Annotated in this window: 16 protein-coding genes and 1 rRNA gene; 9 read left to right on the plus strand and 8 right to left on the minus strand. The window is 67.6% G+C overall.

Annotated features, from left to right (window positions below):
- Nucleotides 1-10 precede the first annotated feature (10 nt).
- The 4 genes from DL990_RS09770 to panB form a co-directional block, all read right to left on the minus strand.
- Nucleotides 11-2,998 carry a PQQ-dependent sugar dehydrogenase gene (locus DL990_RS09770; RefSeq protein ID WP_125798430.1) on the minus strand — a complete coding sequence of 996 codons (2,988 nt, stop codon included), beginning with the start codon at nt 2,996-2,998 and terminating at the stop codon, nt 11-13.
- Between the two features lie 192 nt (nt 2,999-3,190).
- On the minus strand, nt 3,191-4,150 hold the full coding sequence (gene pip / locus DL990_RS09775; protein WP_125798431.1) for a prolyl aminopeptidase: 960 nt from the start codon (nt 4,148-4,150) through the stop codon (nt 3,191-3,193).
- 89 nt (nt 4,151-4,239) lie between these two features.
- Nucleotides 4,240-5,214: a right-handed parallel beta-helix repeat-containing protein gene (locus DL990_RS09780; RefSeq protein ID WP_125798432.1), complete on the minus strand. Its 975-nt coding sequence runs from the start codon at nt 5,212-5,214 to the stop codon at nt 4,240-4,242.
- Between the two features lie 405 nt (nt 5,215-5,619).
- Nucleotides 5,620-6,495: a 3-methyl-2-oxobutanoate hydroxymethyltransferase gene (panB, locus tag DL990_RS09785; RefSeq protein WP_125798433.1), complete on the minus strand. Its 876-nt coding sequence runs from the start codon at nt 6,493-6,495 to the stop codon at nt 5,620-5,622.
- A gap of 243 nt (nt 6,496-6,738) precedes the next feature.
- On the opposite strand from panB, the gene lysX reads away from it, so the two are divergent.
- Nucleotides 6,739-10,056, plus strand: a complete 3,318-nt coding sequence (gene lysX / locus DL990_RS09790; protein WP_125798434.1) for a bifunctional lysylphosphatidylglycerol synthetase/lysine--tRNA ligase LysX — start codon at nt 6,739-6,741, stop codon at nt 10,054-10,056.
- Nucleotides 10,057-10,199: 143 nt separating this feature from the next.
- On the plus strand, nt 10,200-10,787 hold the full coding sequence (locus tag DL990_RS09795; protein ID WP_125798435.1) for a DinB family protein: 588 nt from the start codon (nt 10,200-10,202) through the stop codon (nt 10,785-10,787).
- Between the two features lie 28 nt (nt 10,788-10,815).
- Here DL990_RS09795 and DL990_RS09800 read toward each other — a convergent pair whose 3' ends face one another.
- Entirely contained in the window at nt 10,816-11,352 is a 537-nt protein-coding gene (locus tag DL990_RS09800; protein ID WP_125798436.1) for a methylated-DNA--[protein]-cysteine S-methyltransferase, read from the minus strand.
- A gap of 91 nt (nt 11,353-11,443) precedes the next feature.
- Here DL990_RS09800 and DL990_RS09805 point away from each other — a divergent pair, with 91 nt between their 5' ends.
- Nucleotides 11,444-12,070, plus strand: a complete 627-nt coding sequence (locus DL990_RS09805) for a VOC family protein (protein ID WP_125798437.1) — start codon at nt 11,444-11,446, stop codon at nt 12,068-12,070.
- On the opposite strand, the gene DL990_RS09810 is transcribed toward DL990_RS09805, so the two are convergent.
- Both DL990_RS09810 and secA2 read right to left on the minus strand, forming a co-directional pair.
- A complete protein-coding gene (locus DL990_RS09810; RefSeq protein WP_125798438.1) occupies nt 12,041-13,798 on the minus strand; it encodes an NAD+ synthase in 1,758 nt (585 codons plus the stop codon). The two genes, DL990_RS09805 and DL990_RS09810, sit on opposite strands and share 30 nt — an antisense overlap.
- A gap of 158 nt (nt 13,799-13,956) precedes the next feature.
- Nucleotides 13,957-16,284 carry an accessory Sec system translocase SecA2 gene (gene secA2, locus DL990_RS09815; RefSeq protein ID WP_125781157.1) on the minus strand — a complete coding sequence of 776 codons (2,328 nt, stop codon included), beginning with the start codon at nt 16,282-16,284 and terminating at the stop codon, nt 13,957-13,959.
- A gap of 149 nt (nt 16,285-16,433) precedes the next feature.
- Here secA2 and DL990_RS09820 point away from each other — a divergent pair, with 149 nt between their 5' ends.
- Nucleotides 16,434-18,005, plus strand: a complete 1,572-nt coding sequence (locus tag DL990_RS09820; protein WP_199746294.1) for an alpha/beta hydrolase — start codon at nt 16,434-16,436, stop codon at nt 18,003-18,005.
- Nucleotides 18,006-18,057: 52 nt separating this feature from the next.
- Nucleotides 18,058-19,608: an alpha/beta hydrolase gene (locus tag DL990_RS09825; protein WP_125798439.1), complete on the plus strand. Its 1,551-nt coding sequence runs from the start codon at nt 18,058-18,060 to the stop codon at nt 19,606-19,608.
- 76 nt (nt 19,609-19,684) lie between these two features.
- Here DL990_RS09825 and DL990_RS09830 read toward each other — a convergent pair whose 3' ends face one another.
- Nucleotides 19,685-20,353, minus strand: a complete 669-nt coding sequence (locus DL990_RS09830) for an LppX_LprAFG lipoprotein (protein ID WP_125798440.1) — start codon at nt 20,351-20,353, stop codon at nt 19,685-19,687.
- Nucleotides 20,354-20,442: 89 nt separating this feature from the next.
- Between DL990_RS09830 and DL990_RS09835 the strand changes: the two genes are divergently transcribed.
- The 4 genes from DL990_RS09835 to DL990_RS09850 form a co-directional block, all read left to right on the plus strand.
- Nucleotides 20,443-21,708 (plus strand): MFS transporter, encoded by a 1,266-nt coding sequence (locus DL990_RS09835; RefSeq protein ID WP_125798441.1) that lies wholly within the window; start codon nt 20,443-20,445, stop codon nt 21,706-21,708.
- Nucleotides 21,709-21,776: 68 nt separating this feature from the next.
- The gene (gene glnA, locus DL990_RS09840) at nt 21,777-23,120 is read left to right on the plus strand and encodes a type I glutamate--ammonia ligase (protein ID WP_037303423.1); all 1,344 of its coding nucleotides are present in this window, start codon (nt 21,777-21,779) and stop codon (nt 23,118-23,120) included.
- 14 nt (nt 23,121-23,134) lie between these two features.
- Entirely contained in the window at nt 23,135-24,697 is a 1,563-nt protein-coding gene (locus DL990_RS09845; protein ID WP_125798442.1) for an amidase, read from the plus strand.
- A 396-nt stretch (nt 24,698-25,093) separates the two neighbouring features.
- A 16S ribosomal RNA gene (locus tag DL990_RS09850) occupies nt 25,094-25,216 on the plus strand; the annotation flags it as partial.

Genomic DNA, 25,216 nt, shown 5'->3' on the forward strand with positions numbered 1-25,216 from the left:
TTCTTTTCACTCAGTACCGACGGTCTTCGATCGCTCCCGTTGAACCGTTGTAGGTGATGTAGCCGTACTGGAAGTCGCTTCGCTTACCTGTTGGCGTGTTGTACTCGCCGCTGATCGGGAAGCCGAGATACGACGTCTGCCAACCGAGTTCGCGCCACCGCTGACGGATCAATCCCTTGACCTCCCAGGCGACGTTCGTTCCCGCACGCCAGTAGATCGAGTGCGCGAAGCCGCCCTGCGCGAAGTGGTTGTACTTGCCGGTGTTGCCGGGCGTCCAGGTCTCGTCGGTGGTCGGGTAGCCGAGTCCGTTCTCCCAGCCGACCGCCGACCAGCGTGTGCGAATCAACCCATGGACTTCGTAAGCACCGGTCGACGGTGTCCAATAAATCGAACCAGCCTGGCTGAAGTGGTTGTATTTGCCGACGCCGTCCGGAGTCCCGCTCTCGTCGGTGGTGGGGTAGCCGAAGTACCTCTCCCACCCGAGCGCCCTCCACTTGTTCCGGATCTCGCCCTTGACGTAATGCGCTCCGGTCGCGGCCGTCCAGTAGATCGACGAGCCGACGAAGTGGCTGTATCTGCCGGTGCCGTCCGGCGTCGTCGCCTGATCGGTGATCGGGTGACCGAGCAGGCCAGCCTCCGCTCCGGTCTCGAGCCACTTGTCGCGGACGGGACCGTAGATCGCCACCGCGCCGAAGCCCGGTTCCCAATAGATCGTCCCGGTACCGGTCGCAGGCCCGCCCTCGAACTGATTGAAGCGACCGTAAGTCGTTTTACCCGGGGCTTCGTCCGTGCTCGGGACTCCGAGGAAGGCATGCGCGCCGAGAGCGACGTACTTTTCGTGGATCGCGCCGGAAACGGCGGTTACGCCGGTCCGCGGTGTCCAGTAAAGACGACCGTAGGCGTAAGGCTTCCAGTGAATACCGGCTTCGATGACCTCGATCCCCGTCGCGGCACCCAGCCTCCCCGGAAGGGTGGCGTCTTCGGCGTAGCGCTTTTCGATGGGCGACTGGTAATCGGCACGTAGTTGCGTTCCGCCCGGAAGCACTATGAACTCGCGATTCGGTGACGTACTGGAGTTGTCAGCCCACCGGGTGAACGGCGCTCCGTCGAACGCGGTGGACGGTGCGGTGACCGAGACCCTGGAGCCGACGGTCACCAGCCTGTCGACGGCTTGGCCCTGGCCGTTGCCCACGTCGTACCGGGCTTCCCGCGACCCGGTGATCGAGAGCCTTATCAGCCGCGGCAGGGCGACGTACCGAACCCTGCTCACGACACCGCGGCTGTTGCTCGCGTACGCGGTGATGACGACCTTGCTGTCGTTGTCCGACGGGTAAGTCGGCGAGAAGATCTCATCCGACCCGGTGCGCAGCACGCTGGTCGTGCAGCTGTCCTGAACCGGGCAGACCACCTGCTCAGCGGTCCACCTGACGTTGAGCCACCCGTCGGCGGGATCGGTCGCCTTCGCCGTCAACGTGATCGTCTCGCCCGGTTGGAAGCGCGCGTCCGGCCCCGGTGAGGACATCGTGACCGTCGGGCCGGCGGTTCCGGGGGTCACGGACTGGGTCGTGCTCGTCGCCGTCCCGTGGATGTCCCTCGTGGTCAGGGTGACGGTCACCTTCTGAGTCCCAGGGTCGTAGACGTGCGGTACCAGGCGTCCGGTCCCGGTTGCGCCGTCGCCGAAGTCCCATTCATAACCGAGGTTGTCGAAGTCCGGATCCGTCGAAGTGCTCGCGTCGAACCACACCGTGCGTGGACCGGGATCGTAGGAGGCGTCGAAGGACGCCGTGGGAGCCTTGTTGGCCGGACGGTAGCTCAACCGCCGCAGGGTCGAGGTGCTCGCGTCGGCCATCACGATGTCCCCGTTGGGCGCGGTCGCGAGGGCGGCGGGGTTGCCGATCCCGGACGCGAGCACCGCGGGCTGATCGACCACCTGCCCGCCACTGTCGAATCTCAGCGTCGACAGGGTTCCCGCGCCTTTGTCCGCCACGAAATGGCGTGCACGGTAGGGCTCCGGATACGACGTACCGGCGTAGAAGACCCCGCCGAGAATGTCGCCGTTCGCCTGGCGGGCCGTTTCCGTCAGCGGCGCGGTGTTCAGCACGTTGCCGCACTCGGCCAGGTCGCGGTAACCGGGTGTCTTGCCGGTTCCTTCCCAGCACGGCCATTTCAGGTTCTGGCCGGGCAGGGCGATGTTCACCTCGTCCCGGGCCGCCCATCCGCTATCCGTGACGACGATCCCGCCACGCTGGTCGAGCGTGATCCGCGGATCCCGGAGTCCGCTGAGATAGTTGCGGCTGCGCCAGGAATCCGGCGCGTTCCCGTCGTAGAAGGGATTGCCGATGACACCGGCACCGTTGGTGGTGACCCGCAGGATCTTCCCGGTCGGTTGGCCCGGGTCCAGCGCGCGCAGTGCGAACTTGTCCACGGTGTCCTTGGTGGCGGTCCCGGGCGCCTGCTCTGCGGCGTTGTCGCCGACCGCGATCCAGAGCACGTTGCCCAGCGGATCGACGGCGAGATCCTGGATTCCCCGGCTGTCGGAGTTCGCGGGGAGTTGAAGCACAGGTCTTTCGTCGGTGAGCCCGGTTGGCGCGTCCGTCCCCTGTACCTGCCATTGGCTGACCCGGAAAGCCCGGTCGCCGCCGGTCGACACTGCTCGCGCGGTATAGATCGTCCGGCTGATGGCGTAATCCGGGGCAACCGCGATACTCGTCAAGCCGAGTGAACCCCCGGTGTAGACCGGGAGCGACGCGATTTCATTCGGCTGTCCGCCCTTCGGCGTCCAGCGCAGGGAGCCCTGCCTGCCAGTGGTGAGGACGCTGCCGTCGGGCAGATAGGCCACATCGGTGAGCTCACCGGCAGGCTGCCCGGTCGGTGTGTCGGTCAAGACGAACCCGGGTGGCAGCACTGGTGCCGCTTCGGCGACGCGTGCCGTGACGACCGTGGTGCCGAGAGCGGTCAAGACGGCTGTCGCGGCGGCGATGGATCTTCGAGAACGCATCAGACCTGCTTTCTTCGTGGCGAAGAGAGCTCCAGAAGGCATCGAACCGCGCGCGTGCCACAGCGAAGATGTGCCGCGGCCACGACGAGACGTAACGCGACGATCAAGACACCCGGATCCCCCCAAGGACGATGATCAAGGGGAACGCTATTGGTCTGAACCCGGCTTGTCATCGGCCATTCGCAGGCCGAGTCAGCTTCGTCGGAAAGAGTCCGTGGCTTCCCGAAGCGCGGCCAACATCCCCGGATCCGTCACCGCGTGCCCGGCCGCCTCCACCAGTTCCAGCTTCGAGTCCGGCCAAGCCCGGTGCAGCTCGTAAGCCGTCGCCGGCGGGCACACCGCGTCGTACCGCCCCTGCACGATCACGCCGGGAATGCCGGCAAGCTTTCCGGCTTCCCGGATCAGCTGTCCTTCCTCAAGCCATGCCCCATGGCAGAAGTAGTGCAGCGCCAGCCGAGCGAACGTGACCGCGAAGTCCGGTGACGCGTACTGGTTGTGGAAGGCCGGGTCCGGGCGCAGGCAGACGATCGCGCCTTCCCACGTGCTCCAGGCGATGGCGGCACGCTCCCGGACTGCCTGATCGGGGTGATAGACGAGTTCGCGGTACGCCGACAGCGGGTCGTCGCGGCGGTCTTCGGGGATCGGCGCGAGGAAGGCTTCCCACTCGCGGGGGAAGAGGTTCGCAGCGCCGCCGTTGTAGATCCAGTCGAGCTCGCTGCCGCGGACGGTGAAGACGCCGCGCAGGATGATCTCGCTGACGCGGCTCGGGTGCGTTTCGGCGTAGGCGAGGGCGAGGGTCGCGCCCCACGAGCCGCCGAAGAGCTGCCACTGGTCGAGATTCAGCCGTTCGCGCAGCTTTTCCATGTCCGAGACGAGGTGCCAGAGGGTGTTGACCGACAGATCGACGTCCGGCGTGCCGATGTGTGGAGTGCTGCGGCCGGCACCGCGCTGGTCGAACAGGATGATCCGGTAGGCCTCAGGGTCGAAATGCCGCCGGGCCATCGAGGACATGCCGCTACCAGGGCCTCCGTGCAGGACGACCACGGGTTTGCCGTCCGGGTTCCCGGCTTCCTGGCAGTAGATCCGGTGCCCGTCGCCGACGTCGAGCATGCCCTCGGCGCGCACGTGGATCGGCGGGTACAGGTCATCCATGAGGACACTCTGCCTGAATCGGCGAGTGTCCGAAGGGTGGGGGCCCGCCCCCGCCGCCGGGCTGAGCGGGCCCCCGGTCTTCGGTCGCGTCAGCAGCCCGCCGTGGCGGCCACGTTCGCGAATCCCTTCCCGGCACCGGTCACCTTGTTGCTCGCGCAGACCTTGTTCCCCGTCGCGGCCTTCACGAGATAGAAGCCGTACGCGTAGGGGGACCGCACGTCCGCGGTGTTGCCGGAGAAGGTGTTGCCGCGGCCCCAGCCGTCCAGCTGGACATGGACCTCGAAGCCGCCGTAGGTCGCGTCGTGCACGAAGACCTTGCTGCCCCGGTTGTCCGCGACCACGTAGTTGTTGCCCTTCATGTCCACCCAGCTGTCGGCGAAGTGCTCGCCGCTCTGCCCGGTCCCGTCGAAGACGTTGCCGCGCAGTTCACCGCCGGTGGTGCCTTCCTTGATGTCGATCGACTCGGCCCGCACGTTCGGGCCGATCTTGTTGTTCAGCGCTTTGTTGCGGTCGCTCCGGTCGGGCGTCCCGCCCGGCCAGTTGCCCTTCGCGGAACCGAAGTAGATGCCTTCGCCGTAGCCCGCGTACTCGCGGCCGGTGTCGGTCACCTCGGAGTTCTTCACGACGTTGTCGGTGCTCGTGTACTGGAAATGGATGCCTTCGTGGCCGACGCCGGTGACCCTGATGCCGTCGACGACGGTGTTCTTGACTCCCGTCGCCATCAGGCCCTTCTGGCCACCGGTAAGGGTGAAGCCGGTCAGGTTCCAGTAGCTGCCGGTGAGTTCGAGCGTGCGTCCCGCCGAGGCCTTGATGACCGCGCTTCGCGGCCCCTTCAGCGTGATGCGGCTGCTGGAAGTCCCGCTCTTCGCCGCCTTGAAGTTACCCACGAAGGTCGTGTCGGCCGCGAGTTCGATGACGGTGCCCGGAGTGACCGAAGCAAGCGCCGCCGTCAGCTGCTCCGAAGTCCCTACGCGGACCGTCGCGGCCTGTGCGGGGTACGCCGCCAGCATCGACAGCAAGGCGGCACCGGTCGCGATGGCCAGAACCCGCTCACGAACACGCATCCGTGGTCCTCCTCGTCGAGGGATCGAAGCTCGGTCGTGGCGGCGACGGGCTAGACGTTAAGCCTCTTTACGAATGCTAGTCAAGGACATGATTGAAGTTCATATACGTGAACGACTAAAGGAGGGTCGTCGTGCACGGCCCACCCGAAAAGAGAGCAAGGGACCTTTGCTATCGCGTCCCTCGGCGGGCGGGGTGTGTGGATATAGGGACGTTGAGTGTCCCTATATCCACACACCCTGTACGCCGCGTAGCGGTGCTGACTGACTGTGTGGATTTTGGTGTGTTGGATGCCCCGAAATCCACACAGTCGCCGCCGAGGAGAGCAAGGGACCTTTGCTATCGCCCGTCCTCAACGGGAGTGATAGCAAAGGTCCCTTGCTCTCTTTTCGCAGGTCAGAGGCAGCTCAGTCGTGGAACGAGTGCTCCGGAGCGGGGAACTCACCTCGCCGGACGTCCTCCGCGAACGCTGACGCGGCGCCGGCCAGTACGCCGGCGAGGTCCGTGTACTTCTTCACGAAGCGAGGGGTCTTGCCGCGTCGAAGCCCGGCCATGTCCTGCCAGACGAGCACCTGCGCGTCGCAGTCCGGCCCCGCGCCGATGCCGACGGTCGGGATCTTCAGTTCGTGCGTGATCCGCTTCGCCGCTTCGGCGGGCACCATCTCCATGACGACCGCGAAGGCGCCGGCCTCCTCCAGAGCCAGCGCGTCGGCGAGCAGCGCTTCGGCCGCTTCGCCGCGTCCCTGGACCCGGTAGCCGCCCAGATTGTGTTCACTCTGCGGTGTGAATCCGATATGTCCCATGACGGGGACACCGGCCGACGTCAGTGCCTCGACGTGCGGAGCGAATTTCCGCCCGCCTTCGAGTTTCACCGCGTGCGCGCGGCCTTCCTTCATGAACCTCACCGACGTCTCCAGCGCCTGCTGCGGCGAAAGCTGGTACGAGCCGAACGGCAGATCGGCGACGACCAGCGCCCGCTTCACCGACCGGGTCACCGCGCGGACCAGCGGAAGCAGTTCCTCCACGGTCACCGGAAGCGAAGTGTCGTAACCGAAGACATTGTTCGCCGCGGAATCCCCGACCAGCAGCACGGGAATGCCCACTTCGTCGAACAGCGCGGCGGTGTACATGTCGTAGGCGGTGAGCATCGGCCAGGTTTCGCCGCGCTCCTTCATGTCGCGAAGGTGATGTACGCGGACTTTCTTCCCAGATGTGGGCTGGGGCGCCGCGCCGGTCCCGTACGGAGCGACGAGCTCGCCGGAATCCTTTTCGGTGGCAGACATCCTTGTCGACCGTCCTTCCCTCGAGGCCTCGAAGAGGTCCCCGGGTCGTGGAGCTGAACAGGCCAAGCGTGACATGCGGATATGGCCGTCCCAAGGCCCTGCGACCAGCTTCACACCACGGCGTCACGCCCCCGGATGAGGAAATTCAGACCAGAGGATGATGATCGTTGACAACCACACAGGGTTGTGTGACGTCAAGTAAGAACAGCTGTCGATCACCTGTGTGTAGCGCGAAGGGCCAGAATGGGAAACCCAGTGAGCCGAGTCTCGCCGTGGAAGGCGAGGGCCGGCGGAATCGTCGCCACCCTCGTGCAGCTCGCGGCCGTGTTCTCGGTGATCCTCCTGCTCGCCGGCGGCGTGAAGGGCCCGGTGCTCAGGACGGGTGACGTCGCCTTCTCGGCCTTGAGCATCCCGACGAACGCGAGCCTCGTGATCGTCCTGCTGCTTGTCGTCCTCGGCGCAGCGCTCCGCCGCCGCAAACGCGCGGCCCTCTACACGCTCCTGCTGTTCCAGGTCGGCGGACTGGCGGTGACGCTGGCCTTCCAGGCCGCCCTGCTGTGGTGGCCCGAGCTGCTGAAACTGGGGCCGTGGCAGGTCCGGCACATTCCGCACCAGGTGTGGGTGCTGGCCGTCGCCGATCTGATCTCGGTCGGCATGATCGTTTTCCTCTGGATTCTGCGTCCCGCGTTCCCCGCCAGGCTCGCGCCGGGCGCTTGGCGCGACGGCTTCACGGTGCTTTTCGGCGGTTTGGCCGCGGTCATTCTCGTCGGCTGGGGCTTGAGCGAAGCCTTTCCCGGCCGGCTCGCCGACACCTGGGCGCGCTTCGCCTGGGTCGTCAACCACACGACCGGGGAGAACATCCAGCTGCGTCGGGTCGGTATCGGCGAAGGGCCCGCCTGGCTCGACCTCGTGCTCGACCTCAGCGCGACGGCCGTCGCCACGGCGGCGTTGTACACGCTGTTCCGCGGCGTGCGCAGCCGTCGCTTGAGGACGGACGAGGAAGAACTGCGCGTACGTCGCCTTCTGGCTGAACACGGCGAAGACGACTCTCTGGGCTATTTCGCCACGAGGCGCGAGAAGAGTGTCGTCTTCTCGCCGAACGGCCGCGCCGCCGTGGCCTATCGCGTGCTCGCGGGCACCAGCGTCGCGAGCGCGGATCCCATCGGTGATCCCGACGCCTGGCCCGACGCGGTCCGCGCCTGGCTGAACGAGGCGCGCACCTACGGCTGGACCCCCGGCGTGCTCGGCGCGAGCGAACGCGGCGCGAAGGTCTATGCCGACGCGGGCCTGCGCGCGCTGGAGATCGGTGACGAAGCGGTCCTCGACGTGCGTGACTTCAGCCTCGCCGGGCCGGAGCGCCGCTCGGTCCGCCAAGCGGTCAAACGGATCGAACGGGCCGGATACACCACGAAAGTCCGGCGCCACAGCGAAATCCCGGCCGACGAAATGGCGAGGCTGTTGCTGCAAGCGCAGCAGTGGCGGGGTGCGGAGACCGAACGCGGGTTCTCGATGGCGCTCGGCAGGCTCGGCGATCCGAGCGACGGCCGCAGCGTGATGGTGGAGGCGTACGACGCCAAGGGCGAGCTTCGCGGCATGCTGTCCTTCGTGCCGTGGGGCCGTCGCGGTCTTTCCCTTGATCTGATGCGGCGTGACCGCGACGCCGAAAACGGGCTCAACGAATACATGGTCGCCGAGGTCGTGGCGGCCAGTTCACACCTTGGCGCACAACGGATTTCACTGAACTTCGCGATGTTCCGCGCGGTCTTCTCCGAGGGGGAGCGGATCGGCGCGGGCCCGGTGCTGCGTGCCTGGCGCGGCGTGCTCAGCATGGCGTCGCGGTTCTTCCAACTGGAATCGCTCTACCGGTCCAACGCCAAGTACGGCCCCGACTGGGAGCCGCGATTCCTTTGCTACTCCTCGGCTCGACGGCTGCCGCGGGTCGGCATCGTCGCCGGTGCGCTCGAAGGATTCGTCCCCACCGGACGGTCGGCACGGGCGTTGAAACTTGAGACGGTCACCGATGAATTCGTGGCCGAGGTCCACCGCATCGAAGCGAACGCGGCCACTCCCGCGCCGAAACAGGTGCGGCGACCCGACCAAGTTCGTGTGCGGATAGCGAAGTTGGATCGCTTGCGGGAAGCCGGGATCGACCCGTATCCGGTCGGTTTCGCCCGGGAAGATCTGCTCGGTGACGTCGTCGCGAAGTTCGGCGATCTGAGCCCGGACAGCAACACCGGCCACCGGGTCCGCGTCGCGGGGCGGGTGCTCGCCATGCGTAACCTCGGCGGGCTCTGCTTCGCTCGGGTCAAGGACTTCAGCGGCGAAATCCAGCTCATGCTCGACGCCTCCGTGCTCGACCTCGGCGGCTGGCGGCGGGGCGTCGACCTCGGCGATCACGTCGGCGTGAGCGGGCAGGTCGTGACGTCGCGGCGCGGTGAACTCTCGGTGCTCGTCGACGAGTGGACCGTGACGGCGAAAAGCCTGCATCCCTTGCCGGACAAGCGAAAGGGCCTCACCGACCCGGAGACGCGGGTGCGGCAGCGCTACCTCGACCTCGCGGTGAACCCGGATTCGACGGCGATGCTGCGGATGCGCTCGACCGTGGTGCGCGCCGTGCGGGAACGGCTGCACCAGGGTGACTACCTCGAAGTCGAGACGCCGATGCTCCAGACCGTGCACGGCGGCGCCAACGCCCGCCCGTTCATCACGCACATCAACGCCTACGACATGCGGATGTACCTGAGGATCGCCCCCGAGTTGTACCTGAAGCGGTTGTGCGTGGCCGGGGTCGAGCGCGTTTTCGAGCTCAACCGGAACTTCCGCAACGAAGGCGTCGACGCGACGCACAACCCCGAATTCACCATGTTGGAGGCGTATCAGGCGTACGCCGACTACAACACGATGCGGACGCTGACGCGGGAACTCGTGCAGTGCGCCGCGGAAGCCGCGTACGGCGCGCAGGTCGTTCGCCGTCCGGGGCCGGACGGGACGGTCGTCGAGTACGACATTTCCGGTGACTGGCCGGTGATCCCGGTCCACGAAGCCGTTTCGGCGGCGCTCGGGGAGAAGATCGACGCGGGCACCTCTGTCGCCGAACTCCAGCGGTTCTGCCGCGCGGCGGGAGTGCCGGTGAACGAGGACGCCGGGCACGGCGATCTCGTGCTGAAGGCGCACGAGCATCTGGTCGAAGGCGCGACCGTACTGCCGACGTTCTACACCGACTACCCGACCGACGTCTCGCCGCTGACCCGGCAACATCGCGTCGATCCGCGGCTGGCCGAGCGTTGGGACCTGATCGCGTTCGGCTCCGAGGTCGGCACGGCCTACACCGAGCTGACCGACCCGCTCGAGCAGCGGCGACGGCTGGAGGCCCAGTCGCTGCGCGCCGCGAGCGGGGATGTCGAGGCGATGGAGCTGGACGAGGACTTCCTGCTCGCGCTAGAACACGGCATGCCGCCGACCGGCGGGCTCGGCATCGGCGTCGACCGGCTGCTGATGATGCTGACCGGGGCGTCGATCCGGCAGACGGTGCTGTTTCCGTTCGTCCGCCCGCAGGGCTAGCGGGGGAGCAAGGGACCTTTGCTATCGCTTGTCTCGACGTCGAGAGAAGTGATAGCAAAGGTCCCTTGCTCTCTTCCGGGCCGAATCGCCGCAAGAAGCCGGTGCCGAATGCCATGATCCCCTTCCCGACGGAAGGAGCCACCATGGCTGGAAACGTTCCCCCGGTCGCCGACGAGCGCGAAGGCCTCCTCGCGTACCTGGAGCAGCAGCGCCACGTCCTGCGGATCGCGGCGCACGGACTCACCGAGGAACAGGCCAGAGCCGTCCCGACCAGAAGTTCACTGAGCGTCGGCGGCCTGATCAAGCACACCGCGACAGTCGAAGACGGCTGGATCGACATCCTTCTCCAGAAGCCCTCGAAGCCGATGGACGAGACGATGAAGGAGTACGAAGCGGGCTACGTGATGACCCCGGACGAGACGGTCGAAACCGTCCTCGCGCGCTACGACGAGGTCGCCGGCCGCACCGCGGACGTCATCGCCAATATCGCCGACCTCGGCCAGCCGGTCCCGGTGCCGAAGGGCGTGCCCTGGTACCCGCAGGACGTCGACGCGTGGTCGGTCCGCTGGGTGCTGCTCCACCTCATCGAGGAGACCGCGCGGCACGCCGGGCACGCCGACATCATCCGCGAGCACATCGACGGCGCGACGGCGATCCCGCTGATGGCCGCTGCGGAAGGCTGGCCGGAGACGCCCTGGCTCAAGCCCTGGTCGCCTGCCCAAAGCGACTAGAACCTCAGGTGACTAGAACCCCTAGCGACTAGAACAACGTCGGTTCGTCCGCCAAAGCGCCTTCGATGACCAGCATCCGGCGCTTGGTGGCGACCCCTCCGCGCGCGGAGAACCCGCCGTCCTTGCCGCCCGCGGCGAGCACACGGTGGCACGGCACGATGATCGGGAACGGGTTCCGGCCCATCGCCTGCCCCACGGCCTGTGCTCCGCCGGGCATGCCGAGGATGTTCGCGATGTCGCCGTACGTCAGCGTCTTGCCCGCGGGGATCGTGCGGATGAACTCGTAAACCCGGTGGTGGAAGTCCGGTACTCCTTCGTAGTCGAGCTCGACACCGGTGAGATCCGTGCGCTTGCCGTCCATCAACGAGACGATCCCGTCGATCGCGTGCTGGATCTCGCCCGGCGGCGTGGATTCGGCCGCTTCGGGAAGGCGCGTGGTCAGTCGCGCCCTCGTCTTCTCTTCACTGCCCTCGGGAAGCTGGACCGCGACGACCCCGCGTTCGCTCCACGCGATGCCGCAGTCGCCGATCGCGGTGCCGAACACGGAGTAGCCCGGTGCCGTCATGTGCCCAGGGTACGAGACCGGTCCGACAGTTTTCGGGTTCACCGCCATGCCGCGGTGCCGCCGGAGCGGCGGCTGCGGTAGGAGTATGGGCATGAGCGACCTCGTGCTTGATCACCTCGTGTACGCCGGGCCGGACCTCGAAGAGGCCGTCGCGCGCGTCGCCGAGCTGACCGGCGTCACGCCTGTACGCGGCGGAAGGCATATCGGTTTCGGTACGGCCAACTACCTGGCCGATCTGGGTGCCGGCGCCTATCTCGAGGTGGTCGGTCCCGACCCGGACCAGCCCGAGCACATCGGACCGCGCCCGTTCGGTATCGACGAGCTGACCGCGCCCGCGCTGGTCACCTGGGCAGCACGGGCGGAAGGCATCGACGCAGCGATCGCCGAAGCTCGTGAACGTGGTTACGACCCGGGCGAAGCGTCCGAGATGTCGCGGACCACCGACGACGGCGAACTGCTGACCTGGCGGCTCACCGGTGCGGGCGGTCTCGACGGACTCGCGCCGTTCCTCATCGACTGGGGGAACACCCCGCATCCGACGACACGGGGCCTTCCGTCCATTCCGCTGCTCATGGTCACCGGCGTCCACCCCGAGCCGGCCGCGGTCGAAGCCGCGGTCCGCGCGCTCGGGATGGACATGCTCGTCCGGCGTGACACGAAGCCCGGCCTGGTGGCCGTGCTGACGAACTCAGCCGGGAAGCAGGTCGCGCTGAGCTGAGCGGGCCACGACAGTTCCCTCGCGCCAGCCGTTGGTCATCGGCAGCCGCCGGTCCCGTCCGAACGCCTTGAACGTGATCTTGGTGCCCGGCGGGTACTGGCGACGCTTGTATTCGGCCTTGTCGACCATCCGCACCACGCGGTCGATGGTTTCCGGCTCGAAGCCCGCGTCGACCAGGTCGACGTAACCGCGGTCGCCCTCGATGTAGTCGTCGAGGATGTCGTCGAGCATCAGGTAGTCGGGCAGCGAGTCGCTGTCCAGCTGACCCGGCCTCAGCTCGGCCGACGGCGGTTTGGTGATCGAGCTCTCCGGGATCGGCGGGGTTTCGCCGTTCTTCTCGGCTTCCGCGTTGCGCCACTTGGCCAGATGCCAGACGTGGGTCTTGAACAGGTCCTTGATCGGCGCGAACGCCCCGACGGCGTCGCCGTAGATCGTCGAGTAGCCGACAGCGAGCTCGGTCTTGTTGCCGGTGGCGAGCACCAGATGACCATCCTGATTGGACAGTGCCATCAGCAGCATGCCGCGGACACGGGCCTGGATGTTCTCTTCGGCGAGGCCGGTCAGCTGAAGCTGCTCGACATAGACCTTGACCATGTCCGCGATCGGCTCGACGCGGTAGTGCGCGCCGATGCGTCGGGCGAGGTCCTCGGCGTCGCCCTTCGAGTGCTCCGAGGAGTACTCCGAAGGCATCGAAACGCCGTAGACGTTGTCGCCGCCCAGCGCGTCGGCGGCCAGCGCCGCCACGACCGCCGAGTCGATGCCGCCGGAGAATCCGAACGTCACCGACGAGAAGCCGTTCTTGTGCACGTAGTCGCGCAGGCCGACGACCAGCGCGTGCCACACCTCGGCTTCGTCCGACAGCGGCTCGCTGATCGCGGACTCGTTGCTCGCGCTGTACGCCGGAACCGGGTCCTCGCTGAGCACGCGGCGCTTGACCCGGAGGCCTTCGAACTCGCCCTCGGCGGTGTGCCCACCCGACTCGAGGTCCGTGTCGACGACGAGCAGGTGCTCGACGAACTGCGGCGCACGCGCCAGCAACCGGCCGTCCGCGCCGACCACGATCGAGTCGCCGTCGAAGACGAGGTCGTCCTGCCCGCCGATCTGGTTCGTGTACACCAGCGGCGCGCCGGCCTCGGCCGCGCGGCGGGCGATGAGCGGCAGGCGGATGTCGTCCTTCGCGCGCTCGTAAGGCGAAGCGTTGGGCGCGACCACCAGATCCACGCCGGCCTTGCCCAGCGCGGAGATCGGGCCGCCGTCCTGCCAGACGTCCTCGCAGATCACCATGCCGACGTCGACGCCGTGGAAGCGGACGACTTCGAGATCGTGGCCCGGCTTGAACCAGCGGTGCTCGTCGAAGACGCCGTAGTTGGGCAAGTGGTGCTTGAACTGACGGGCGACCACCTCGCCGCGGTACAGCGCGGCCGCCGCGTCGCGCGGGCCGGTCTCGTCCAGGTCGAGGTATCCGACGTACGTGAGCACCTCGCCGCATCCGGCGTCTTCGAGCCGCTTGGCGAGCGCTTCGACCATCTGCTTCGAGGCAGAGGCGAAGGTCGGGCGGAGGGAGAGGTCCTCGACGGGGTAGCCGGTGAGGGACATCTCCGGGAAGACGACGATGTGGGCGCCTGCTTCGGCGGCTTTGCGAGTCCACTCGACGGTGAGCTCGGCGTTGCCTTCGAGGTCCCCGACGGTGGTGTTGACCTGGGCCAGTGCGATGCGCAGTTGCGGCATGCCGACATTCTCACCCACCGGCGTCCGCGGGGACGACTGGATGTGCCGAATCGCCCACCTGGGGACGGCCGGGCGAAAAGAGAGCGGGGGACCTTTGCTATCGCTCTCCGAAAGAGAGTGATAGCAAAGGTCCCCCGCTCCCTGCTCAGGACCGCGCGCTACTTCCGCTTGATCATGCTCCGCACCTTCTTGATGGTCTGCTCGAAGTCGGAGTCGAACGGGTTGTCGTGCACCAGGTAGGTCCACGTCGTGTTCGCCCGCCGCACGCCCGCGTCACCGAGGTCGATCCCGTTCTCGGTGATCTCGGCCTCTTCGAGCGTCTTTGCCGCCCGCTCGGCCGCCTCCGGAATGATCTTGTGGAACTCGGGGATCGCCGCGCGGTGGAACTCGTCGATCGGCGTCTCCCGCGCCAGCGCCCGCAGGTGGATGCTCTCCCGCACGTCCGTCAGGAACGCCAGGTGGTCGGACCACAGCTGGTCGATGTGGAACAGCAGCACCTCTCGGCACAGCTGGTGGACACGGGCCTCGTCGTCGACGGCCTCCGAAAGCTCCTTGAACTTCTCGGGGTGCGCCTTTTCCAGCACCTCCGCCGCGTGTGCGGTCCTCAGCACCTTGTCCCGGTGCTCGAGCAGCTCGCCGCGCTGCCGCTCGATCAGCCGCGTGTAGCGCCAGGTGTTCCGGTGGATCTCCAGGTCCACACCCTCGGCGACGCGCTGCGCGTGGTTGATCTGCCGCAGCGCCGCGGGGTCGACGATCTCGCCGCTGCCCACGTCGGAGCTGATGCCCTCGGGGATGTCCGGCGCGTTCGACAGCACGAGTTCGTCGTTCAGGCTGGCGAAGAACACCGCGCTGCCCGGGTCGCCCTGCCGTCCGGACCGGCCGCGCAGCTGGCCGTCCAGCCTGCTCGACGGGTACCGGGCGGTGCCGATCACGTGCAGGCCGCCCAGTTCGACGACCTCGTCGCGGCCGTCGCCGTCCTTGCCGCCCAGCCGGATGTCGGTACCGCGACCGGCCATCTGGGTCGAGACGGTGACCGCGCCCTTCTTGCCGGCGTCGGCGATGATCTCGGCTTCCTCGGCGTCGTTGCGCGCGTTGAGCACGACGCATTCGAGGTCGGCCTTCGCCAGCTTCTCGGCCAGTTCTTCGGACTCGGCTACGTCCTGGGTGCCGACGAGGATCGGCCGCCCGGACTCGTGCACCCGCCGGATCTCCTCCTCGATCGCACGCAGCTTCTGCGACGGCGACCCGAAGATCCGGTCCTCCTGGTCTTCGCGGATGTTCGGCGTGTTCGGCGGGATGACCGCGACCTCGAGCTTGTAGAACTCGCGCAGCTGCTCGGCGACCGCGACCGCGGTACCGGTCATCCCCGCGACCTCGGGATACCGCGCGAGCAGCGCCTGCACGGTGATCGAGTCCAGGATCTCGCCCCGGTCGGTCGCCTTGACCTGCTCCTTCGCCTCGACAGCGGCCTGGAGACCGTCCGGCCAGCGCTGCAGTTCGGCGACGCGGCCGCGCGCGGCGTTGATCAGCTGCACCTTGCCGTCGCGCACCAGATAGTCGACGTCGCGGGTGAGCAGCGCGTGCGCGTGCAGCGCCACGTTCACCGCGGGCAGCCTGTCCGAGCCCGTCTCGTCATAGAGGTTGATGTCGTCGCCGAGCGCCTTCTCGACCACCGACGCGCCCGCCTTGGTCAGCCAGGCGTTGCGGCCGTCGGCGTCGGTCTCGTAGTGCAGCCCGAGCCGCAGCCGCCGCACGATGTTCGCGACCTCTTCATCGGCGTCGGTGTGGTCGATCGACCCCGCCATCACCAACGGCACGCGGGCCTCGTCGACCAGCACGGAGTCCGCTTCGTCGACGATCGCCACCTCGGGCTCGCGCTGGACCAGGTCCTCTTCGCGGGTCACCAGGCGGTCGCGCAGCACGTCGAAGCCGATCTCGCTGACGGCGCCGTACGTGACTTCCTTCGCGTACGCCTCGCGGCGCTCGTCGCGGGAGTGAGCAGGCTCGATCCAGCCGACGGAAACGCCGAGCAGGTCGTAGATCGGACCCATCCACTCCGCGTCACGACGGGCGAGGTAATCGTTCACCGTGACGACGTGGACGTGCTTCCCGCGCAGGGCGTACCCGGCGCCGGCCAGCGCACCGGCCAGCGTCTTGCCCTCACCGGTCTCCATCTGCACGATATGCCCGCTGAGTAGGCCCATCGTGCCCAGCAGCTGGACGTCGAAGGCGCGCTCGCCGAGGGCCCGCCGCGCGGCCTCACGACCGAGCGCGCAGACCTCGACCAGCTGGTCGTTGCCGAAGGAAGCGGCGTCGCGAAGCTTGCCGGCCCGCTCTGTCAGCTCCTCGTCGGAGAGCTTCTCCAACTCGGGCTCGAGCTTCTCGATGGCCGGCAGCAGCGCTTCGTAGCGGGTCAGCTCGACGCTGCCCGGCCGCTGGATGATCCGGCGCAGCTTCTTGCCCACCCGGCTGATCAGTGCTGCCACCCCTGTGCTCCCGTCTGCTCTTCTGCCGTACGCACCCGTATCACCAACGCGGTGGTGGTGCGGCCGAGTTCCACGGCCGATGGCACGATCCAACCGTGTCCACTCATGTCAGCGCCAGGTCCCGTGCCCGTCGATTCGCCGCGATCACGCTGTCCGGCCTGCTCGCCGTCACTTCCGCCGCGTGCTCGTCGGGAGAGGGTAGAACCCAGCCGCCGCCTCCGGCCACCGAGTCGCACGCTCCGACCGGGCCGGTGCCGCCCGGCCTCGAGAAGTTTTACGGACAGAGCCTGACCTGGGCCGACTGTGCACCCTACGCGACATCCGATGACGCGAAAGCGGCGTTTCGAGTGAAGGACGCACAATGTGCCCGGTTGACCGTCCCGCTCGACTACGCGAAACCTGAAGGCGACTCGATCACGCTCGGCCTCCTGCGCCGGAAGGCACTGGAAACCGACGAAAGGATTGGGGCGCTCGTGGTCAATCCCGGCGGCCCCGGCGCTTCCGGGATGGCGGCCGCGGCCGGTCTCGCCTCCCGGACGTCGACGAACGCGCTGGGCAAACGCTTCGACATCGTCGGTTTCGACCCGCGCGGCATCGGCGCGAGCCAGCCGCAGATCCGCTGCCTGACCGACACCGAACGCGACGCGGACCGGGCGGACGACAGCGAGACGGACGGGTCGCCCGAGGGAGTGAAAAAGCAGGAGACCGAGTCCCAGTACTTCGCGGCCAAGTGTGCCGAGCGGACCGAACACGGCCCCTCGATGCTCGCGAACGTGGGCACCCGTGACGTCGTGAAAGACATGGACGTCCTGCGGTCGGTCCTCGGCGATCCGAAACTGAACTACCTCGGCTACTCCTACGGGACGCGGATCGGATCCGCCTACGCGGAGGCGTTCCCGGCGAACGTCCGCGCGCTGGTGCTCGATGGAGCCGTCGACCCGGAGCAGGACGCGGTGGAGTCGCTCGTCGCGCAGGGACAGGGCTTCGGCAAGGCGTTCGGGGAGTTCTCGAACTGGTGCGCCGCGCGCGAGGACTGCGCGCTGGGGCGCGACGCCGCCGGCGTGACGAAGGCGTTCCAGGACCTGGTGCGGCCGCTGATCGACTTCCCGGTGCCGGTCAGCGACGGCCGGAAACTGTCGTACGAGGACGCGACGACAGGGGTGATACAGGCTCTCTACCAGGAAGATCTCTGGGAACCGCTGAACACCGCGCTCAACGACCTGAAGCGTCAGCGCGGCGACGGCCTGGAGAAACTGGCCGACCTCTACAACGAACGCGGCGCCGACGGCCGCTACGGGACGACGCAGGACGCGTTCGTCGCGATCAGGTGCGTCGACGACCCGCGGGTCACCGATCCGGCGAAGCTCCTCGACGCGCAGAAGCGATACGCGCAGGCGGCACCGTTCCTCGACGACGGCAAACCGGACGGTTCCGCGCGCGACGCCTGCGCCTTCTGGCCCGTGCCGAACACCTCGGAGCCGCACCAGCCCAACGTCGAAGGCCTGCCGAAGACGCTGGTCATCTCGACCACGAACGACCCGGCGACCCCGTATCAGGCGGGCGTCAACCTCGCGAAAGCGATCAAGGGAGCTTTGCTGACGTTCGAGGGCAACCAGCACACGGTCTTCCTCCAGGGCGTCTCGTGCGTCGACAAGATCGGCATCGATTACCTGGTGGACGGTGTCCTGCCGGACGAAGGCACCCGCTGCACCGCCAAGTAACGAGTTCGGCGCGAAGGCCCCTGACCGGCCGGGACGCTGCGAAGATCGCGAGATGAGCCTTCGCCGCGTTCCGGCCGTGCTCGTTGTCGCCGTGCTGGTCACTTCCTGCACGACGCAGCAGCCGCAGCCCGCGCCGACGGTGTCTCCTACGGCCACCGCGTCACCGACACCGGACCCGAAGGCGCTTGAGAAGTTCACTCGGCAGGAGCTGACGTGGGGCGCGTGCGCGTCTTTCGCGGACAAGGCGTTCGACTGCGCGAAGCTCACCGTGCCACTCGACTACCTGAAGCCGGACGGCGAGACGATCTCGATCGGCGTTCTCCGGCACAAGACTAAGAAGGTCGAAAGGCGGATCGGCTCCCTCGTACTCAATCCCGGCGGTCCCGGTGGATCAGGCGTCTCCGCTGCCGCGCGGATCGCGAAGTCCCGGCCGGCGGCGGCACTCGCCGAGCGATTCGACATCGTCGGATTCGATCCGCGCGGTGTCGGGATCAGCGATCCGAAGCTCGTCTGCCTCACCGACGCCGAACGCGACGCGGACCGCGCCGAGGATTCCGAAAGCGACTTGACGCCCGACGGGATCGCGAAGCAACTGGCCGACGCCAGGACGTACGCCGCGAAGTGTGCCGAGCGCACGAAGCACGGTAAAGAGCTGCTCGCCAACATCGGGACCAGGGACGTCGTCCGCGACCTCGACGTCCTGCGCTCGGCTCTCGGCGACGAGAAGCTCACCTACCTGGGCTTTTCGTACGGCACGCAGATCGGGACCGCCTATGCCGAGGCCTACCCGGACAAGGTGCGGGCGCTGCTCCTCGACGGTGCGGTGGATCCCGAACTCGACACCGCGGAATCGCTGGTCACGCAGATGGCCGGCTTCCAGAACACGTTCGCCGAATTCGGCAAGTGGTGCGTCGCTCGCGAGGACTGCGCGCTCGGCCGTGACGCGAATGCGGTGACGAGGGTCTTCCAGGATCTGGTCCGGCCGCTGATCACCGAACCGGTGCCCGCGGGGACCCGCAAGCTCTCCTTCGAGGACGCCATCACCGGGACCAGTGCCGCGTTGTACTCGGCTGACGCGTGGAAGTTCCTCAACGACGGGCTCGCCGAGCTGAAACGGGGGAGCGGCAAAACCCTGGTCGCGCTCGCCGACAACTACTACGGCCGAGAGACGGACGGCCGGTACACCGGGATCTTCGACGTGTACTTCGCGGTGCGCTGCGTCGACAGCACGCGGATCGCCGACAGACGCGTCATCGAGGGCGCCCACCAGCGGATGCTCCAGGGCGCGCCGTTCCTGGCCGGCGGCACCCCGGACATGAGTGAACTCGACATCTGCTCGGTGTGGCCGGTGCCCGCCACTTCCAAGGTCCACAAGCCGGACATCGACGGCCTGCCGCGGCCGCTGGTCATCTCGACCACCGACGACCCGGCGACCCCGTACGCGTCCGGCGTGAACCTGGCCCGAGACCTCAAGGGAGCTTTGCTGACGTTCGAGGGCGCGCAGCACACTGTCTTCCTCGACGGCAACGAGTGCGTCGACAGCGCCGGCTTCGCGTACTTGATCGACGGCGAACTACCCGCTCCCGACACCCGCTGCTCTTAGCGGGGGAGCAAGGGACCTTTGCTATCGCCGACCCCCTGACCAGGCCTTTCCCGCCGAAGAGAGCAGGGGACCTTTGCTATCGCCCGCCCCCGACGACCACTGCGTCATGCCTGGTCAACGCCAACTCCAACATCACCGCGAACTCCTCCGGCTTCGTCGGCGGCACCTGCAGCCACACCCGCACCAGCCGCCGCGGCTCGTCCCGCGAAATCCACAGCTTCACGAACACGTCCGACTTGATCTCCGGCACGATCCCGCCGATCACCGCGGCCGGCACCTTCGCGGCGATCCGGAACGAATCGGTGTCCTGCACCCGCTCCCACCGCTCGCCCCGCAGGTCGGTCGCCCCGGTCAGCAGCCGCCGAAGCCCGCCTTCAGCCCCGAGCATCGCTTCAGGCGTGTACGGCGCCGAAGCCGGAAGCACCCGCTCCCCGCCAGGCCCACTGAGCGTGATCTCCGAGCCGGACAGGCGGTACTGGACCTTCCTCCGTCCGAAGTCGTCCTGCAGGTCGGCATTACCGACCGCGCCACCCTCGAGACTGACCTCGCCGTCGAGCCCGCGCACCGGCAGCCCGGTGACGACGCCGTTCACTCCGAGCGTGAACCGCACGCTGCGCAACGAGACGAGGGAGTCGGCCGCCGCGCTCACGTAGTCCTGGGCAGGCGGCAACGGGGGTGACCCCGCGCAGCCGCCGATGAGCCCGATGGTGAGCAGCAGCGCCGGCACGAGGTGACGGCAGCGCATGGCCAGAGCCTATGGCCTTGGCCCGAATCTTTCGCACAGTGTCCTTCCAGCCGCTTCCGTCGAGGGCCGTCGCCGATGACGCTGTACCTGTGCAACCTGAGACCCGGCTCCACCGCGCGTGGTTCGTCGCCGCTGCCGCTTTCATCGCCCTGCTCGCCGCCGCCGGTTTCCGCGCGGCCCCCGGCGTGCTCATCGACCCGCTTCACAACGAATTCGGCTGGTCGCGCGCGACGATCGCGTCGGCCGTCTCCGTGAACCTCGTGCTCTACGGCCTCTTCTCGCCCTTCGCGGCAGCTCTCATGGAGCGTTTCGGCATGCGACGCGTCGCCTCGACAGCGCTATGCGTCGTCGCGATCGGAGCGGGCGGCACGGTGTTCATGAACGCGAGCTGGCAGCTCATCCTCTGCTGGGGTGTCCTGGTCGGCGTCGGCACCGGCTCGATGGCGATGAGTTTCGCCGCGACGGTCGCCGCCCGCTGGTTCGTCCGCAGCCGCGGCGTCGTCACCGGGGTCCTCACCGCGGCGGGCGCCACCGGCCAGCTGATCTTCCTCCCGATCGTGGCCAACCTCGCCGTCGACGAAGGCTGGCGCACGGCGTCGCTCGTCATCGCCATCGCCGCGCTGGCCGTCGTCCCCGTCGTCCTTCTGGTGGTCCGCGATCACCCGTCCGACGTCGGAACGACCGCGTACGGCGCGGAGCCCGGCGAAGCCGATCCCGTCACTCGCAAGGGTGGTTCCGCCCGTCGCGCGCTCTCGGTCCTCGGCTCGGCGGCACGCACAAGGACGTTCTGGCTGCTCGCCGTGGGTTTCGCGATCTGCGGCGCCACGACGAACGGCCTGGTCAGCACCCATTTCGTCCCCGCGGCGCACGACCACGGCATGCCACAGACGACCGCCGCCGGCCTGCTCGCCCTCGTCGGGATCTTCGACGTCGCGGGCACGATCGCCTCCGGCTGGCTCACCGACCGGGTAGACCCGCGGATCCTGCTCGGCGTCTACTACTCCCTTCGCGGCGTTTCACTCGCCCTGCTCCCGCAGTTGTTGAGCGGAACGGTGGAGCCGAGCATGTGGGCGTTCATCGTCTTCTACGGACTCGACTGGGTGGCGACGGTCCCGCCCACCGTCGCGCTCTGTGTCCGGCAATACGGCGCCGCCGGGCCGATCGTCTTCGGCTGGGTCTTCGCCAGCCACCAGCTCGGCGCTGGTCTGGCGGCTTTCGGCGCCGGCGCGATCCGCGATTCGTCGGGCAGCTACGCGCTCGCCTGGTACATCGCGGCAGGCCTGGCCGTGCTCGCTTCGGTCGCTTCGCTGGCGATCACCAAGGCCGCGAAACCCGAACCGGTCCTCGTGGGGTGATCCACCACTTCCGGTCGATCGGCGCGTCGCGAAACATGTCGTTAACACGTTCTCGTTAGGGTGCGGCCATGGATCGCCAGCAGGAGTTCGTGCTCCGTACCTTGGAAGAGCGCGACATCCGTTTCGTCAGGCTCTGGTTCACGGATGTGCTGGGGTTTCTCAAGTCCGTCGCGGTGGCGCCGGCCGAACTCGAGGGCGCCTTCAGCGAGGGGATCGGCTTCGACGGATCGGCCATCGAAGGATTCGCCCGGGTCTACGAGTCCGACATGGTCGCGAAGCCCGACCCGGCCACGTTCCAGGTCCTCCCGTGGGAGACCCCGGACGGCGGCCCGTACTCGGCGCGCATGTTCTGCGACATCGCGATGCCGGACGGCTCCCCGTCCTGGGCGGATCCCCGGCACGTTCTGCGCAGGCAGCTCTCGAAGGCGGCCGAAGCGGGTTTCACCTGCTACGTCCATCCCGAAATCGAGTTCTTCCTGCTCGCGAGCCTGCCGGACGACGGCAGCGAACCCGAGCCCGCGGACAACGGCGGCTATTTCGACCAGGCCAGCCACGCGACGGCGACGCACTTCCGCCGCCACGCCATCGAGACGCTCGAAGCGATGGGAATCTCGGTCGAGTTCAGCCACCACGAGGGTGCGCCCGGTCAGCAGGAGATCGACCTCCGGTACGCCGACGCGCTGACCATGGCCGACAACGTGATGACCTTCCGGTACGTCGTCAAGGAGGTCGCGCTCACCCAAGGTGTCCGCGCGACGTTCATGCCGAAGCCGTTCACCAACCAGCCGGGTTCCGGGATGCACACCCACGTGAGCCTGTTCGAAGGTGATCGCAACGCCTTCTACGACGCCGAAGACCCGTACGAGTTGTCAGCGACGGGTAAAGCTTTCGTGGCGGGGCTGTTGCACCACGCGAAGGAGATCTCGGCGGTCACCAACCAGTGGGTGAACTCCTACAAACGGCTGATCAGTGGCAGCGAGGCCCCGACGACCGTCTCCTGGGGCCGCGCGAACCGTTCCGCACTGGTCAGGGTGCCGATGTACTCGCCCGGCAAGGCGTCGTCACGTCGCGTGGAGATCCGCACGCTGGACTCCGCGTGCAACCCCTACCTGGCGTACTCGGTCATCCTGGCCGCCGGTCTCAAGGGCATCGAGAAGGGTTACGAGCTCCCTCCGCCCGCCGAGGACAACATCTGGCAGCTCTCCGACGCCGAGCGTCGTGCGGCCGGATACGCCCAGCTCCCGCAGAACCTCGGCGAGGCGCTGTCCGAGATGGAGAAATCGGAACTTCTGCCCGAAGCGCTCGGAGAGCACGTTTACGACTTCTTCCTGCGCAACAAACGTGTTGAATGGGATAACTACCGCAGCGCGGTGACCCCGTACGAGCTGCGGACCCTGCTTCCGGTTCTCTAGACGAAGGAGACCTGATGGTGCGGCGACCGGTGTTCAGAGTTCTGACGACCTTGGTCGCCGCGACCATCGCGGCAACAGCCGCGCCGGCGGCATCCGCCGCCGGGAGGCCTCTCGATCTCGACGCCGCCGACATCCTCGCGCTCCAGGCCCGGATGTCCTCCGGAAGGCTGACCGCGGTCAGCCTGACCTCGGCTTATCTCGATCGCATCCACAAGGTCGACCGGAAGGTGAACGCGGTCATCGCGGTCAATCCGGCCGCGATCGCGCAGGCCGCGGAGAGCGACGTCCGGCGTCGCGCTGGCAAGACGCGCGGGCCGCTGGACGGCATCCCGGTCCTGGTGAAGGACAACGTCGACACCCGTTCCATGCAGACGACGGCGGGTTCGCGCGCGCTGCGCAGCAAGCCCACGAAGGACGCGACCTTGATCCGCCGTCTGCGTGACGCGGGCGCGGTGGTCCTCGGCAAGGCGAACCTGTCCGAATGGGCGAACTTCCGTGCCGCCAAACCCACTTCCGGGTGGTCGGGCGTCGGTGGGCAGACGAACAACCCGTACGTGCTCGATCGCAACCCCTGTGGGTCGTCCGCCGGGTCCGCCGCGGGTATCGCCGCGTCGCTCGCCCAGGTCGCGATCGGCAGCGAGACCGACGGCTCGATCGTCTGCCCGGCCGGGATGACCTCGACGGTGGGGCACAAACCGAGCCTCGGCCTGGTCAGCCGCACCGGTGTGGTGCCGATCTCGGCCGAACAGGACACCGCGGGCCCGATGGCCAGGCACGTCGTCGACGTCGCGCTGACCCTGTCCGCGCTCCAAGGCCGTGACCCGAGCGACCCGGCCACCGGCGCGTACCCGCCGAACCAGCCGACCGACTACGCCGCACACCTCCGGCCCGGCGTGCTGAAGGGCTCCCGGATCGGGCTCTGGCGTCTGCCGGTCCTCGGTCCGGACGTCGACGCCGTGCTGACGCGAACCAAGAACTCGCTGGTCAAGGCGGGCGCCGAGGTCGTCGAGGTGACGCCGCCGTACCAGGCGAGGCTCGGTGAACTGGAGTTCCCGGCCCTGCTCACCGAGTTCCACCGGGACATCGACCGCTACCTGGCCACGCGCCCCGAAGGCCCGCGCGACCTCGCGGCGCTGATCGACTACAACCGCTCCGACCCGCTGGAGCAGACCTGCTTCGCCGGGCAAGAACTCTTCGAACAGGCGCTCGTCGCGCCCAGCCCGTCCGATCCCGGCTACCAGGCCATGCGCCGCGAGCTCACCGATCTGGCGAAACGCTCGATCGACGAAACCCTCGCGAAGTACCGCCTCGACGCGATCGCCGCGCCCACGAACCCGCCCGCCTGGAAGACCGACTGCAAGACCGGCGACAACGACGTGATCCCGTCGTCGACGCCGGCCGCGGTCTCGGGCTACCCCGCGGTGACCGTGCCCGCCGGTTTCGTCGGCGAGCTCCCGGTGGGCGTCTCGTTCATGGCGGGGCAGTGGACGGACGCCCGAGTGCTCGCCTACGCGGCCGACTTCGAACGCGTGGCGCCCGCCCGCAAACCGCCCCGCTACCTGAAGACCGTCGGATGAGGGTGGTTCACACCGGCTGACCTGCGGCGATGTCCTTAAGTGACCCCCCTGTTTTCAGGGGGTTCCGGGGCATGTAATCTTCTCTTCGTCGCCAGGAACACCGGGCCGCCGGGGCCGAAAGCCCCGAGGCAAGGAACCAGGGCCGAGCGGGTTGACACCGCGAACCGGACCAGGTAATGTTCAGCGTCGGCCCACGAGCGGCCGCCGACCCCCTACGACTAACAGTGTAGGATTCGGCATGCTCGACCAAAAGCTTGTGAATATCGCTTTGAAACAAAGCGTGTTGCTTGAGAACTCAACAGTGTGCTAGTGAACTAAGCCAGTAGAGCTTATGTATTTGAACCTCGTTTGAGGTTCCTTTGAGAGCAAGAAAATTTGCCTCGATCAAATTTGACATTGTTGGAGAGTTTGATCCTGGCTCAGGACGAACGCTGGCGGCGTGCTTAACACATGCAAGTCGAACGATGAAGCCTTCGGGTGGATTAGTGGCGAACGGGTGAGTAACACGTGGGCAATCTG

The sequence above is a fragment of the Amycolatopsis sp. WAC 01416 genome, from assembly GCF_003947485.1.
GTDB lineage: Bacteria > Actinomycetota > Actinomycetes > Mycobacteriales > Pseudonocardiaceae > Amycolatopsis.

What these genes read in the sequence shown, in the direction of transcription:
- panB (WP_125798433.1), bottom strand. Translation starts at nt 6,495, where the DNA reads ATGTCTGCCACCGAAAAGGATTCCGGCGAGCTCGTCGCTCCGTACGGG.
- DL990_RS09845 (WP_125798442.1), top strand. Translation starts at nt 23,135, where the DNA reads ATGGTGCGGCGACCGGTGTTCAGAGTTCTGACGACCTTGGTCGCCGCG.
- DL990_RS09800 (WP_125798436.1), bottom strand. Translation starts at nt 11,352, where the DNA reads ATGACGGCACCGGGCTACTCCGTGTTCGGCACCGCGATCGGCGACTGC.
- DL990_RS09830 (WP_125798440.1), bottom strand. Translation starts at nt 20,353, where the DNA reads ATGCGCTGCCGTCACCTCGTGCCGGCGCTGCTGCTCACCATCGGGCTC.
- DL990_RS09770 (WP_125798430.1), bottom strand. Translation starts at nt 2,998, where the DNA reads ATGCGTTCTCGAAGATCCATCGCCGCCGCGACAGCCGTCTTGACCGCT.
- pip (WP_125798431.1), bottom strand. Translation starts at nt 4,150, where the DNA reads ATGGATGACCTGTACCCGCCGATCCACGTGCGCGCCGAGGGCATGCTC.
- DL990_RS09795 (WP_125798435.1), top strand. Translation starts at nt 10,200, where the DNA reads ATGGCTGGAAACGTTCCCCCGGTCGCCGACGAGCGCGAAGGCCTCCTC.
- DL990_RS09810 (WP_125798438.1), bottom strand. Translation starts at nt 13,798, where the DNA reads ATGCCGCAACTGCGCATCGCACTGGCCCAGGTCAACACCACCGTCGGG.
- DL990_RS09805 (WP_125798437.1), top strand. Translation starts at nt 11,444, where the DNA reads ATGAGCGACCTCGTGCTTGATCACCTCGTGTACGCCGGGCCGGACCTC.
- lysX (WP_125798434.1), top strand. Translation starts at nt 6,739, where the DNA reads ATGGGAAACCCAGTGAGCCGAGTCTCGCCGTGGAAGGCGAGGGCCGGC.
- glnA (WP_037303423.1), top strand. Translation starts at nt 21,777, where the DNA reads ATGGATCGCCAGCAGGAGTTCGTGCTCCGTACCTTGGAAGAGCGCGAC.
- DL990_RS09780 (WP_125798432.1), bottom strand. Translation starts at nt 5,214, where the DNA reads ATGCGTGTTCGTGAGCGGGTTCTGGCCATCGCGACCGGTGCCGCCTTG.
- DL990_RS09825 (WP_125798439.1), top strand. Translation starts at nt 18,058, where the DNA reads ATGAGCCTTCGCCGCGTTCCGGCCGTGCTCGTTGTCGCCGTGCTGGTC.